Below are 13680 nucleotides of genomic sequence, written 5' to 3' on the forward strand. Positions count from 1 at the left end.
GCGGACCACCGCGGCTCCCCCGCACAGCACGGCCCACGAGGAGCACCAGCATGTCCGCAGCCCCCGCACTGCCCGAGAAGCCGAAGGGCAAGCGCCCGATCGGCTGGATCATCGCCGCCGTCATCGTCGTCGTGGCGATCGTCGTCGCCGTCATCGTCGGAGTCGTGCGCTCCGGTGGCGACAGCGGTGGCGCTGCCGCCGGTGACGCTGCGCCGAAGACCGTCACCATCGGTGTCTCGGACAAGTCGCTGCCCTACTGGAACACGTACGTGAAGGCCGCCAAGGAGCAGCTCAACGTCACCGTGAAGCTCCAGAACTTCTCGGACTACTCGCTGCCGAACCCTGCGCTCAAGGACAAGCAGATCGACATCAACCAGTTCCAGCACATCCAGTACCTGGCGAACTACAACGTCACCTCGGACGACGACCTGCAGCCGATCGGCGCGACGGCCGTCTACCCGCTGCCGCTGTACTCGACGAAGGTCTCCGACGTCGCGGACTTCGAGGACGGCGCGAAGGTCGCGATCCCGAACGACGCCATCAACGAGGCCCGTGCGCTCCTGGTCCTGCAGGCCGCCGACCTGCTCGAGCTCAAGGACGGCGGCAACGCCTTCTCGACCACGGCCGACATCACCTCGCACAAGGTCGACGTGCAGACGCTCGACGCCTCGCAGACCGCGAACGCCCTGCAGCAGGGTTCCGTCGAGGGCGCGATCGTCAACGTGAACTACGCCACCTCGGCCGGGCTCGACACCAAGGACGCGATCTTCCAGGACGACCCGAAGAGCGCCTCGGCTGCCCCGTACGTGAACGTCTTCGCCGTCCGCGACGCCGACAAGACCAACAAGACGTACCTCGACCTGGCGAAGCTGTTCCAGGACGACGCCGTGCAGAAGGTCTTCGCGAAGGACTACCCGGACGCCGTCCCGAGCGACGAGAGCGCCGCCTCGCTGCAGAAGGAGCTCACCACGGTCGAGTCCGACGCGAAGGCGGCAGCGGAGTAGTGCCGGTCCTCGTCGAACTCCGCGGCGTCTCGAAGCACTACCGCCGCGCCGACACCGGCGAGACCGTGGTGGCCGTCGAGGACGTCTCCCTGGACGTGCACCAGGGAGAGGTCCTCGGCGTCATCGGGTACTCCGGTGCCGGCAAGTCCACCCTGGTCCGTCTGGTGAACGCCCTCGAGCTCCCCAGCTCCGGGACCGTCACCGTGGCGGGCAAGGAACTGACGGCGATCCCCGAGCGGGATCGCCGTCTGGCGCGTCGCAACATCGGGATGATCTTCCAGCAGTTCAACCTGTTCCGGTCCCGCACCATCGCCGGCAACGTCGCGTACCCGCTCAAGGTCGCTGGTGTGCCGAAGGACGAGCGCGACCGTCGCGTGGCCGAGCTGCTCGACTTCGTCGGGCTGCTCGAGCGCGCCCACGCCTACCCGGAGCAGCTGTCCGGCGGTCAGAAGCAGCGCGTCGGCATCGCGCGGGCCCTCGCGGCGTCGCCCGACCTGCTGCTCGCCGACGAGGCCACCAGCGCCCTCGACCCGGAGACCACGTCCGAGGTGCTCGGGCTGCTCCGCCGGGTGAACAAGGAACTCGGCGTGACGATCATCGTCATCACGCACGAAATGGACGCCGTCCGGCAGATCGCCGACCGCGTCGCTGTGATGGAGCAGGGACGCGTCGTCGAGGTCGGGGACGTCTACGACGTGTTCTCCGCGCCGAAGACGGGCGCTGCGCAGCGGTTCGTCCGCACCGCGCTGCACGACCGCCCCTCGGTCGACACGCTCGCTCGCCTGCGCGAACGCCACCCCGGTCGTCTGGTGACCGTGCAGATCACCGACGAGGCCGGGCTGCAGAACCGGATCGACGCGGTGTTCCGCTCCGCTGGGGTCACCGCCGAGCTCGTCTACGGCGGGGTCGGCGAGATCCGCGAGCGCCGGATCGGTTCGCTCACGTACGAGCTGACGGCCGGCGGGGTCGCCGACGCCGGTGCTGGTGCTGGTGCTGGTGCTGGTGCACCGGACGCCATCGATCGCGCCGTCGCCGCCCTGCGCGCCGACGGCGTCACGACCGACGAGGAGGCAGCAGCGTGAACAACTCGTTCCAGAGCGTGATCGACACGTTCGACGTCTTCCTCGCCGCCATGCGCGACACCATCGTCATGTCGCTCGTGTCGCTCGTGATCGCCGGCGTCATCGGGCTCGCCCTCGGGCTGCTGCTCTACGCGACCCGGCCGGGCAACCTGCTCGGCAACCGCGCCGCGTACACGATCATCAACGTCGTCGTGAACCTGGTCCGGCCGATCCCGTTCGTGATCTTCCTCGCCGCGATCGCCCCGCTGTCGCGCGTCGTGGTGCAGACCACGATCGGCGTGCCCGCAGTGACCTTCGCGATCTCACTGGCAGCGGCCTTCGCGGTGTCGCGCATCGTCGAGCAGAACCTGCTCGCGGTCGACCCCGGCGTCGTCGAGGCAGCTCGAGCATCGGGTGCGCACCCGATCTCGATCCTGCTGACCGTCCTGATCCCCGAGGGCCTCGGGCCGCTCATCCTCGGCTACACGTTCATCTACATCGGCATCGTCGACATGACGGCGCAGGGAGCGTTGATCGGTGGCGGTGGACTCGGTGAGTACGCGATCACCTACGGATCGCAGCGGTACGACTGGTGGATCGTGTACGTGTCGGTGGCGGCGATCGTCGTCATCGTGCAGCTCGGCCAGTTCGTCGGCAACCGGCTGGCGCGCGCGACCCTGCGTCGCTGACGGGTCGCGACTCCCCGCTCACGTCCGCCGAGTGGTCACGACGTGTCGCTCGGCGGAACGCTGGCCGACAGTTCGTGACCACGCGACGGCGGGCGCGGCGCGTTTCGCCGCCTCGCCACGTGCTGTGGCCGCAACCGCCTGGAGGCCCGGTGCCGGTACACGGGACCGGCACCGGGCCTCCAGTGCGTTGCCGGCTCCACCGGCGCGCCCAACGTCGCCCGCCGAGCAGTCACGACTTCCCGCCGTCGCCCGCGGAGTGGTCACGACGTGTCGTCTGCCGGACCGCCGGCCGACACTTGCTGACCAGTCGACGACATGCCCGCGGGTCAGGCGGCCGGGGACTCCACGGTCTCGATCGTGCCGGTCGCGCCGGGGTGCTCGTAGTGCGCGCGCACCAGGATCGGACGGTGGTCGGAGATGCCCGCCGGCAGGGTCTCGACGCCGGCGATGTGCAGCCCGACGCTCGTCGCGAAGTCGAAGTGGCCCGTGAACTTGCGGTAGCGCAGGTACGTCGGCTGGTCGGACAGCGACAGTGCGAACCCGCCCTGCTCGATCTTGCGACGCAGGTTCGTCTGGAACCAGGGGTAGTTGAAGTCGCCGACCATGACCGCGGGGACGTCCTTCGCGAGCTCGCGGAGGAACTGGTGCGCCGCCTCGATCTGCTTGCGGCGCAGGGAGTTCGTCGCGGTCAGCGGTGAGGCGTGGAACGAGGCGACGACGACCTCGGCGTCGGCCTCGGTGTCGCGCAGGTGCATCGCGATGAGCCGTTCGTGCGCGGGTGCGAGGACCCGGTCGTGCAGGGACTTCTGCAGCGAGTGGATGCTGAAGTCCTGCACCTCGAAGCGGTCGTCGCGCTTGTAGATGGCGAGCCCGAGGCGGTTCGTGCGGGTCGACGCGGCGAGCGAGAGCCCACCGATCGACGGGGCCAGGTCGTTGCTGTCGCACTCCTGCACGCAGAGGACGTCGGCGTCGGAGGCCTCGGCCAGGGCGGCGAGTTCACCGTTCGCGGTGTGCTCCCGGAGGTTGTAGCTGACGACCCGGAGGGCAGTGGGCGGCACGCCTGCGTCGGTGGCGATCGTGCTCTGCTGTTCTGGCGCGGCCATGCTGCCTTCCTGTCCGGGTGGTCCGGGTCACCCTGCCGCGGCAACCGTACTCGGCGTTCGCAAACGGATGCTGAGACTGTAACGCCTGTCGGGTTTCGCGCGTGTGACCGTGACGGAAACGGACAGTCGCGGGCCGCGCGCAGGGCTGCGTGGAACCGCCCGGGTCAGGCGCGGACCCTGCGGGCGGGGCGGACGGTGTCCCCCGCTGTGCGGCTCATCAGGATGCCCTCGACGCACGCGACGGCGAGCAGCGCCGCGATGACCCAGAACGCGACGGAGTACGGGCCGTCGCCACCGAGCCCGCCGGCCGCGCGGATCACGACCGCGGCGACGGCGACGCCGAACCCGGCGGCGGTCTGCTGCAGCGTCGACGAGAGCGTGTTGGCCGGGGTCATGTCGGCCTGCTCGACGTCGGCGAAGGCGATGGTGTTGTACGCCGTGAAGCCGACGGAGCGGGCGGCGCCGCTGACGACGAGCAGGACCGCGAGCAGCCAGAACGGGGTGTCCTCGGTCATGAACGCCATCGCGACGACGGTCAGCGCCGCGATCGCACTCGACACGATGATCACCGGGCGGTAGCCGAACCAGCGCAGGAACGGCGTCGTCATCGGCTTGATGCCGAGGTTGCCGACGAAGACCCACAGCACGGCGGACCCGGCGAGCACGGCGCTCCAGCCCCAGGCGTCCTGGAACAGCAGCGGGAGCACGAACGGCACCGCGGAGACCGCCAGGCGGAACAGGCTGCCGCCGGCGTGCGACACCCGGAACGTCTCGAGCCGGAACGCCTCGAGCCCCATGATCGGGTGCGGTGCCCGGCGGAAGTGCCGGATCGCGAACCAGCAGCAGACGGCACCGACGACACCGGACACCACGACGGCCAGGACCGGGATGACGTCGAGCGCGAGCAGCGACGCCATGACGACGAGCGACCCGAGGCCGAAGCACGCGAGCAGCGACCCGAACCAGTCGAACGGCACACGCTGCGCGGCGCGCTCCTGCGGGACGAGGACGAGCGCGGCGACGAACGCGATGACGCCGAGCGGGATGTTGATCAGGAAGATCCAGTGCCACGTCAGGGTGTCGACGAGCACGCCGCCGATGAACGGGGCGATGATCGGCGCGGCGAGGGCGGGCCAGGTGAGGATCGCGATGGCGGTGACGAGCTGCTCGCGGCCGGCGCTCCGGAGCACCACGAGCCGGCCGACGGGCACCATCAGCGCGCCGCCGAGCCCCTGCAGGATGCGCCAGAGCGTCAGGTCGACGAGGCCGGTCGACATCGCGCAGAGCGCCGATGCGATCGTGAAGAGCGCGATCGCGCCAGCGAAGACGGTGCGGGACCCGATCCGGTCGGTGAGCCAGCCCGAGACGGGGATGAAGACCGCCAGGGTGACCAGGTACGCGGTGATCGCGACGCCGACGGCGGCCGAGTCGACGCCGAGGTCGCGTCCCATCGCGGGCGCCGCGGTCGCCAGGATCGTGCCGTCGAGGAGCTCCATGAAGAAGGTCCCCGCCACGAGCACGGCGACCGCCGTGCTGCCCGTCCGCCGTCTGGGTGTCGTCATCGTCGTCGCCATGTCGCGTCAAAGGCTATGCCCGGTGCCGGGTCGCGGGGGGATCGTGTCAGGAGGTTCCGCGATCGTGTTGTGCATTGCAGAATGATGCGCACCAGCGCGTTGCCCTGCGGGTCCGCCGAGCGGGAGCGTGGAGGCTGCGCGACGACAGGAGGCTCACCGATGACCGACGCCGACACGACGACCCGGACCGTGACCACGAAGGGCGCCTGGGACCCGGCAGCGCGCACTCCGCACCACGTCCTCGACCACGCCCACCTGCCCGTGATGACGCTGCGCGAGTCCGCCCTGGCGAACAACACCGCCGTCATGCAGGACTACGTCGACCGCCACGGGCTGCTGTTCGCGCCGCACATGAAGACGCACATGGCACCCGACCTCGCCGCACGGCAGATCGACGCCGGGGCGTGGGGAGTCACGGTCGCGTCGGTCCAGCAGGCGATGGTCGCGTGGGAGCACGGCGTGCACCGGATCCTGGTCGCGAACGAGGTCCTCGACCCCGCCGGCCTCGCCTGGCTCGCGTCCCGGCGCACGGTCGACCCGGACGCCGACGTCCTCTGCTACGTCGACTCCGCCGCAGGCGTCACCGCCGCCGTCGCCGCGCAGGGCACCGTCGCCGGCGAGCTGCACGTCCTGGTCGAGCTTGGGTTCCCGGGCGGGCGCACCGGGGTCCGCTCCCCCGACGACGCGCGTGCCCTCGCGCTGCTCGCCCACGACGCCGGGCTCGTGCTCCGCGGTGTCTCCGGGTACGAGGGCGGGCTGCCCGGCGTCGACGCTGCCCGCGAGTACGTCGCCGGCGTGCTCGACGTCGCCGAGGCCGTCCGCGGGCTCGTCGACGGTCGCGGGCTCCTCAGCATGGGCGGCAGCGCCTGGTTCGACGCCGTCGTGGACGCCGTGGCGCACCGCACCGACGACCTCGACGTGCTGCTGCGGTCGGGTGCGTACCTGACCCACGACGACGGCTTCTACGCCGAGCGCACGCCGTTCGGCCGGCACCCGGCCGAGGGCTCGCTCGTCGCCGCGATCGAGGTCTGGGGACGCGTGACGTCCTGCCCGGAGCCCGGGCTCGCGTTCGTCGCCGTGGGAAAGCGCGACATCTCCTTCGACGAAGGGCTGCCGGTGGTGCGGTCGGTGCGGCCGACCCTGCCAGGAGGCCCGGCGGGCGCCCCACAGGTCGTCCCGCCGCCCGGGGCGGTCACCGTCACCCGCCTCGACGACCAGCACTGCTACCTCGCGCTGGCGGACGGTGCCCCCGAGCTGACGCCCGGCGACGTCGTCGTCTTCGGTATCTCGCACCCCTGCACGGTGTTCGACAAGTGGCGGCAGGTGCACGTCCTGGCCGACGACGACACCGTGCTCCGGACGATCGCGACGTGGTTCTGATGCGCGCGACCACCGCGGCCCCGGTGCCGACGGACGGCGACGGTCCTGCCCGGAACGCTGCACTGTCCCTGCGTCGCGGGCTCCGCCTGCTCGACTGCATCGCCGACCGGACCCGCAGCGGCGCGGTGTCCGTCAGCCTGTCCGTGCTGGCCGCCGAGCTCGGCACCTCGAAGTCGACGGTGCTCCGCCTGACGGCCCCGATGCTCGAGAACGACCTGCTGCGCCGCACCCCGGACGCCGGGTTCACGCTCGGCCTCGGTGCCCTGCTGCTCGGGCAGAGCTACCTCGAGGGGATCGACCTGCGCTCCGCCGCCGCACCGTTCCTGCGTCGGACGGCGGAGCAGACCGGGCTGACGTGCCACCTCGTCGTGCCGGACGGCACCGACATCGTCTACGTCGACAAGGTCGAGACCCGCGGCACCGTCCGCATGGGCTCCCGGATCGGGAACCGCCTGCCGATGCGGAACACGGCGTCCGGCAAGGCGATCGTCGCGTTCGGTGAACCGGAGCTGCTCGACCGGGTGCTCGCCGAACCGGCCCAGGTCATGACGGAGCACACCATCACCGACGACGACCGCTGGCGGCACGAGGTCGACCGCACGCACGGACGGGGGTACGGCATCGACGACCGCGAGAACGAGCCGGACATCCGGTGCGTCGCCGCCCCGGTGTTCGACCACGCGAACCAGGTGGTCGGCGCGATGAGCATCTCCGGGCTGGCCTCGCGGTTCCCCGCAGCGGCGGTCCGCGAACTCGGCGACGGCGTCGTTCGGACCGCCCACGAGATCTCCGTCGCGCTCGGGTCCTCGTCGGCGCAGCTCGCCCTCGCGCGGGGTGCCCGGTGACCGGCACGGTGCTGACGTTCGGCGAGACGATGCTGCTGCTGACCGGGCGCGACGTCGGCGCGGTGCCGGACCTCGAGCACATGCGGGTGGACACCGGCGGCGCGGAGAGCAACGTCGCGATCGGCCTGGTCCGCGCCGGGGTGCCGGCCACGTGGATCGGTCGGGTCGGCACGGACCCCGCCGGTGACCGGGTCGCCGCCGACATCGGTGGGGAGGGCGTCGACGTCCTCGCGGTCCCCGACGCCGAGCGATCCACCGGCATCATGATGAAGGAGCGGCTGCTCGACGGCCGCACCCGGGTGACCTACCACCGCCGTGGTTCGGCCGGCTCGGCGTTGGCCGCGACGGACCTGCCCGGCAGCGTCGTCGAGACCGCTGCGCTCGTGCACGTCACCGGGATCACCCTCGCGCTCTCCGAGTCCGCACACGACACCGTGACCGCAGCGCTCGACCGGGCCGCCGCCGCCGGTGTGCCGGTGTCGTTCGACGTCAACCACCGGCCGAAGCTCATCGGCGCCGACGCTGCACGAGACCGGTACCGAGCCGTCGCAGCACGGTCCGCCGTGGTGTTCGCCGGCGACGACGAGGCCCGACTCGTGCTCGACCGCGACGAACAGGACGACGACGAGGAGTCACTCGCGCACGACCTCGCCGCGCTGGCACGGGGCCGCGCGGTCGTGAAGCTCGGCTCCCGCGGCGCCGTGGCGTCGATCGACGGCGTGTTCGTCCGTCGGCCCGCGACCCCGGTGCGCGTCGTCGACCCGGTCGGTGCCGGTGACGCGTTCGTCGCGGGCTGGCTCGCGGCGAGCATGGGCGGAGCGGACGCCGCCGAGGCGCTCGACCGGGCCGCCGACGCCGGCGCCCTCGCCTGCACCGTCGAGAGCGACTGGCGCCGACCGGACCCGGCCGCGTTGCACCACGCCCCGGACCCGTCGGACACCGACCACACCGTGCACGACCACGTCGACCGCTGACACCGCGTCCGCCGACACCGTGTCCGCCGAACACCAACACTCGAGGAAGCGCACCATGACGAACGACACCACGAGCACCGAGCAGCACGCCGGCGCACGGCACCGCCACCAGGCCGGACCGGCGATCGCGATCCTCCGCGGCGGCACCGGCGACCACGTCGAGGACGTCATCGCCACCCTGGTCGAGTCCGGCGTGACGGCGATCGAGATCACCACGAACACCCCACGCTGGCGCGAGGGCATCGCGTGGGCGGTCGAGCGGTACGGTTCCGCGGCGTCCATCGGCGTCGGCACGGTGCTCGACGTCCGCCAGCTCGACGAGGCCGCCGCAGCCGGTGCCTCGTTCGCCGTCAGTCCCCACCTCGACGCCGAACTCGGCGAGCGCGCGCACGAGCGTGGCGTCGGCTGGTACCCCGGTGCCGCGACCCCGACCGAGATCGTCCACGCGTGGCGGCTCGGTGCCCGCGCGGTGAAGGTGTTCCCGGCGGCGCAGCTCGGCGGCCCCGCGTTCCTGAAGCAGGTCCTGGCACCGCTCGACTTCGTCGACGTCATCCCGACCGGGGGCATCGGGGTCGACGACGCCCCGGACTACCTGGCCGCCGGTGCGGTCGCCGTCGGACTCGGGTCCCCGCTCGTCGGCGACGCGCTGACCACGGGCGACCTCGACGCCCTGCGGGAGCGGGCCGGCCGCCTCGTCGCGGCGCTCGACCGATGACCACCGGCGATCCCGAGCACGTGACGGGCTCCGAGCAGCCCACCGGCGAGCAGTCCGCCGGCGGCGTCGTCCTGCTGCGCGGCGGGTCGGTACTCGGCGCGGACGGGGCCCCGGTGCGCGCCGACGTCCTCGTCACCGACGCTGTCATCCGCGCCGTCGGTCCCGACCTGGCCACCCCCGCCGACGCGCACGTGATCGACTGCGACGGACGACTGGTGCTGCCGGGCTTCGTGGACGCGCACTCGCACGCCGGGTCGCTCGTGTTCGACGAGGGCGTGCAGCTCGCGCTCCTGCGCCAAGGTGTGACCACGATCGTGACCGGACAGGACGGCGTCGGGCCGGCACCGGGTGACGGTTCGTACGCCGACACGTACTTCGCCGCCATCGACGGCCCGCACCCGACGTACCGCGGTGGCGGGGTCCACGGCCTGCTGACGACCTACGACGGCACGACCCCGATCAACGTCGCGACGCTCGTGCCCGCCGGCACGGTCCGGCACCAGGTCATGGGCGACGACCCCGGGCCGGCGGACAGCGCGCAGCTGGCCGCGATGCGGGAGCTCGTGCGCGACGGCCTCGCGGACGGTGCGGTCGGCCTGGCGACGGGGCTCGACTACGTCCCCGGCCTGTTCGCCGGCACTGCAGAACTCGCTGCGCTCTGCACCGAGGTCGCTGCCGTCGACGGCCTCTACGTGTCACACATGCGCGGTGGTTACGAGGGGAACGCCCGCGCCGGCCTCGACGAGATCGCCGACATCGTCCGCGCGTCGGGCGTCCGCGCACACGTCTCCCACCTGCACGCGCCCGTCGACCTCGCGGTGACGGCACTGGCCGAACTCGAGGCCGAGGGCGCCCCGATGTCGTTCGACGCCTACCCGTACTCGCGCGGCTGCACGATCCTGTCGATGCTGCTGCTGCCCGCGGCCCTCGCCCGCCCCGGCACCGAGGACCTCGCCCACGCGATCGCCGACGACGAGGGTCGCGCCGCGGTCCGGGCGGCCGTGCTCGACCGCGTGCTGTCCCGCGCCGACCTCGGCACCGGCTGGGCGGAGCAGATCACGCTGTCGCACGTGCCCGCCGCCGAGTTCCACGCGCTGCAGGGCCGCACCCTCGCCGACGCCGCCGAGGCGACCGGGACGGATCCGGTGGACCTGGCCCTCGACGTCCTGGTCGACTCGGCCCTGCAGGTCACCGCCGTGATGCGCGTGCCCCGTCCCCGGACTGCCGACGACCTCGCACCGCTCTTCCGACTGCCCGGGCACACGGCCGGGTCCGACGGCATCTTCGTGGGCACGCACCCGCACCCACGCGCGTACGGCACGTTCGCACGCTACCTGCAGGACTTCGCCCGCACGGGGCTCCTGACATGGCGCGAGGCCTCGCGGCACCTGTCCACCACGGCGGTCGAGCGACTCGGCCTCGGTCGACGGGGCTCAGTCACCGTCGGGGCGGTCGCCGACCTCGTGGTCGTGGATCCCGATCGGGTCGCGGCGCGGTCGTCCTACGACGAACCGATGCGCCTGGCCGAGGGCATCGACGACGTCCTCGTCGCCGGCGTCCCCGTGCTGGCCGAGGGCGCCCTGACGCACGCGACCCCCGGTGCCGGGCTGCGTCGCCACCCGGGTCGGATCGACCACGAGCAGGGAGCAGCGGGCACCGGGGGTCGGTGACCCAGCACGGCCGGTGACGCAGCGCGGCCGGTGACGCAGCCGAGCCGGTGACGCAGCACGGTCAGCGACGCAGCACGGTGCCGCGGCTCGGTGAGGCTTCACACAGCCTGCGCCGACGTCACGAAGCGCTCGGCAGCACCGCCACGACGTCGATCTCGACCAGGATGTTCGCCAGGTGCGACTGCACGGTGGTGCGGACCGGGTACGGCTGCGAGAAGTGCTTCGCGTACTCCTCGTTGAAGGCCGGGAAGTCGCGGTCGGAGTGCTCGAGGTGCACGGTGGACTTCACGACGTCGTCGAGGGTGGCACCGTGCTCGGCCAGGACCGCTGCGACGTTGGCCAGCACCTGCGCGGTCTGTCCGGCCACGTCGTCGGCGATCGCACCCGTGGCGGGGTCCTGCGGGCCGAACCCCGCGGTGTAGATGAAGCCGTTGGCGACGATGCCCTGGCTGTAGGGCCCGGCGGGCTTCGGGGCGTTGTCGGTCACGATGGCGGTCTTCGGCGCGGTGGGGTTCGGCACGGTTGCTCCTGTGGTTCGTCGGTCGTGGGCGGACTCCAGGCTAGGCGGAAGGCCGCCTCGAGAGCCGACCACGCACCCGACCGATTCCGTATTGCAGAACGCAGGGCGGGCCTCCCGTCCGGGGTGCCGCACCGACCACCCAGGTGGAGGGCGACTACCCTGGCCGGGTGCCGTCCTCCCTGCCCGAACGCCGCCGAGCGTGCACGGGCTCGCGCCGAGCACGCGCATGAGCCGGCTCGACGGCGCGGTCACCGGGACCGCCGCGACCGGACGGCGCCGCGCACTCGACACCGTGACCTCCCTGCCGGCGTGGGCGGCCGTGCTGCTCGTCTGGACCGGCGGCCGGATCGTGTCGACGCTGTGGCTGGCACTCGCGTACCCGCTCATCGGACGGGCGATGCCGGACAACGCCATCTGGGGCAACGGGCACGGCTTCACGGCGTTCCTCACCGCCTGGGACGGTCAGTACTACGAGCAGATCTCGCTGCACGGGTACCCCGACGTGCTGCCGCTCGACGCCGTCGGCAACGTGGCGCAGAACGCCTGGGCCTTCCTGCCGGCGTTCCCGTTCACGATCCGGATGCTCACCGCATCGACCGGGCTGCCGTTCACCGTCGGCGCCCCGCTCATCTCCGTGCTGGCCGGTCTGCTGGCGACCTACCTGCTGCACCGCCTGGTCCGTGACCGTGCGGGCAACGCCGCCGCGATGTGGGCAGTCTTCTTCTTCACGTGCGGGCCGCTGTCGTTCCTGCTGCAGGTCGGGTACGCGGAGAGCATGTTCCTCGCGCTCACGTTCGGCGCGCTGCTCGCCCTGGAGCGTCGCCGGTACGGGCTGCTCACCGTGCTCGGGGTCGCCGCTGCCTTCACCCGTCCGGGTGCGTTGGCCGTCCCGCTCGTGCTCGGGGTCATCGCCCTGGTGCGGTGGGTCCGGGCTCGCCGTGAGACCGGGCGGGTGCTCGACACCTTCCCGCTCCGCGAGCAGCTGCAGGTCGTGGCCGCCGGTGCCGTGATGGTGGTGGCGGGTCTCGCGTGGCCGGTCATCGCGTCGCACGTGACCGGCACGCCGAACGCCTACCTCGAGACCGAGATGTCGTGGTGGGTGAACTTCATCGGCCGCGTGGACTTCGTGCCCTTGTCGCCGTGGTTCCTCATCGCCGGGCGCTGGCTCGGCGTCGGCGGGGTCCTGATCGTGGTGTTCCTGCTCGTCGGGTTCCCGATCTGGCTGCTCCGCCGGTCGACGAAGCGGCTCGGGTCGACGACCGTGCTGTACTCGGCCGCCTACGCGCTCTACATCTTCGCGGTGTCGCTGCCGATGGCCTCGACCCCGCGGCTGCTCATGCCCCTGGCGCCGTTGTTCGGCTCGCCGGAGCTCGTCGCGAAGCCGTGGATGCGGTGGACGTTCGTCACCGCGGCGCTGGCCGGGCAGCCGGTGCTCGTCGCGGTGCTCTGGCTGCTCGGGCCTCCGTAGCGAGGACGGGGACGCCGGCAGCGGCCCGACGACAGCTCCGACTCCGAACGACGAGACCGACGTCGTACGACATCGGTCCCGTCGTTCGGAGTCGGTTCGAGCCGAGCCGAGCCGAGCCCGCCCGCCCCGCCCCGCCCCGCCCCTACAGCTCGACGGTCCCGTGGTCCCCGGTGTCCGGCTGGCTCTGCTTGCCGAGTGCGGCCTTGAGCGTCTGCACGAGGCTGCCGACCGGGCCGGTGTCCTGCGTCCAGTACTCGACCGAGTCGCCCGACACGGTGAGGAGTCGGATCGAGGGGTCGTCGCGGCCGTCCGGGAACCAGGCCTCGGCGAACGGTGACCACAGCTCGTCGATCACGGCACTGTCCTGCGTCACCGTGGCGGTGCCGGCGATGGACAGGTAGCCGCCCTGCGACTCGATGGAGACGTTGACGTGCGGGTTCCTGGCGATGTCGTCGACCTTCTCGCTGCCGTCCTGCACCAGGAAGCGGAGGGTCCCGTTGAACGCCTTGTCCTGCACGGCGAGGGGCCGGGCGTGCAGCTGGCCGTCCTCGCTCACCGTCGTCAACAGGGCCGTGTGGGCGCCGTGGACGATGTCCGAGATGGCGGCGCGCTGGTCGGTCTGCGTGTCGGTCATGATGCTCCTTTGCGTCGTGCGCCCCACCCGTCCCGACGTTCGA

13 protein-coding genes are annotated in these 13680 nt (G+C 72.0%); 9 read left to right on the top strand and 4 right to left on the bottom strand.

The window, feature by feature from the left end:
* Positions 1-50: 50 nt before the first annotated feature.
* From ACIPV1_RS06840 to ACIPV1_RS06850, 3 genes are read left to right on the top strand one after another with little or no spacing between them, the layout of a single operon-like run.
* Positions 51-1004, top strand: coding sequence for a MetQ/NlpA family ABC transporter substrate-binding protein (locus ACIPV1_RS06840; protein WP_123672400.1), 954 nt, complete (start codon positions 51-53; stop codon positions 1002-1004).
* Positions 1004-2086, top strand: coding sequence for a methionine ABC transporter ATP-binding protein (locus ACIPV1_RS06845; RefSeq protein ID WP_402726004.1), 1083 nt, complete (start codon positions 1004-1006; stop codon positions 2084-2086). Before ACIPV1_RS06840 ends, ACIPV1_RS06845 begins: the two co-directional genes overlap by 1 nt.
* A 50-nt stretch (positions 2087-2136) precedes the next feature.
* Positions 2137-2754, top strand: a complete 618-nt coding sequence (locus ACIPV1_RS06850) for a methionine ABC transporter permease (protein ID WP_402726246.1) — start codon at positions 2137-2139, stop codon at positions 2752-2754.
* A gap of 326 nt (positions 2755-3080) precedes the next feature.
* Here ACIPV1_RS06850 and ACIPV1_RS06855 read toward each other — a convergent pair whose 3' ends face one another.
* Positions 3081-3857 (bottom strand): endonuclease/exonuclease/phosphatase family protein, encoded by a 777-nt coding sequence (locus tag ACIPV1_RS06855; RefSeq protein ID WP_111084345.1) that lies wholly within the window; start codon positions 3855-3857, stop codon positions 3081-3083.
* A 164-nt stretch (positions 3858-4021) separates the two neighbouring features.
* A complete protein-coding gene (locus ACIPV1_RS06860) occupies positions 4022-5431 on the bottom strand; it encodes an MFS transporter (protein WP_200849218.1) in 1410 nt (469 codons plus the stop codon).
* Positions 5432-5590: 159 nt separating this feature from the next.
* On the opposite strand from ACIPV1_RS06860, the gene ACIPV1_RS06865 reads away from it, so the two are divergent.
* From ACIPV1_RS06865 to ACIPV1_RS06885, 5 genes are read left to right on the top strand one after another with little or no spacing between them, the layout of a single operon-like run.
* Positions 5591-6811 (top strand): alanine racemase, encoded by a 1221-nt coding sequence (locus ACIPV1_RS06865; RefSeq protein ID WP_402726005.1) that lies wholly within the window; start codon positions 5591-5593, stop codon positions 6809-6811.
* Positions 6811-7656: an IclR family transcriptional regulator gene (locus ACIPV1_RS06870; RefSeq protein ID WP_123338793.1), complete on the top strand. Its 846-nt coding sequence runs from the start codon at positions 6811-6813 to the stop codon at positions 7654-7656. The genes ACIPV1_RS06865 and ACIPV1_RS06870 overlap by 1 nt, the downstream gene beginning before the upstream one ends.
* Positions 7653-8630 (top strand): sugar kinase, encoded by a 978-nt coding sequence (locus ACIPV1_RS06875; protein WP_131879382.1) that lies wholly within the window; start codon positions 7653-7655, stop codon positions 8628-8630. The genes ACIPV1_RS06870 and ACIPV1_RS06875 overlap by 4 nt, the downstream gene beginning before the upstream one ends.
* Before the next feature lie 55 nt (positions 8631-8685).
* Positions 8686-9345 carry a bifunctional 4-hydroxy-2-oxoglutarate aldolase/2-dehydro-3-deoxy-phosphogluconate aldolase gene (locus ACIPV1_RS06880; protein WP_402726006.1) on the top strand — a complete coding sequence of 220 codons (660 nt, stop codon included), beginning with the start codon at positions 8686-8688 and terminating at the stop codon, positions 9343-9345.
* Positions 9342-11015 (top strand): amidohydrolase family protein, encoded by a 1674-nt coding sequence (locus ACIPV1_RS06885; protein ID WP_402726007.1) that lies wholly within the window; start codon positions 9342-9344, stop codon positions 11013-11015. The genes ACIPV1_RS06880 and ACIPV1_RS06885 overlap by 4 nt, the downstream gene beginning before the upstream one ends.
* 118 nt (positions 11016-11133) lie before the next feature.
* Here the strand turns inward: ACIPV1_RS06885 and ACIPV1_RS06890 are convergent, their stop codons facing one another.
* Positions 11134-11535, bottom strand: a complete 402-nt coding sequence (locus ACIPV1_RS06890; RefSeq protein WP_235035960.1) for a RidA family protein — start codon at positions 11533-11535, stop codon at positions 11134-11136.
* Between the two features lie 226 nt (positions 11536-11761).
* Between ACIPV1_RS06890 and ACIPV1_RS06895 the strand changes: the two genes are divergently transcribed.
* Positions 11762-13003, top strand: coding sequence for a hypothetical protein (locus ACIPV1_RS06895; RefSeq protein ID WP_173169281.1), 1242 nt, complete (start codon positions 11762-11764; stop codon positions 13001-13003).
* 142 nt (positions 13004-13145) lie between these two features.
* On the opposite strand, the gene ACIPV1_RS06900 is transcribed toward ACIPV1_RS06895, so the two are convergent.
* Positions 13146-13637, bottom strand: a complete 492-nt coding sequence (locus ACIPV1_RS06900) for a pyridoxamine 5'-phosphate oxidase family protein (protein WP_123292028.1) — start codon at positions 13635-13637, stop codon at positions 13146-13148.
* Positions 13638-13680 lie beyond the last annotated feature (43 nt).

The sequence above is a fragment of the Curtobacterium sp. NPDC089991 genome, assembly GCF_044748425.1.
Taxonomy (GTDB): Bacteria; Actinomycetota; Actinomycetes; order Actinomycetales; family Microbacteriaceae; genus Curtobacterium.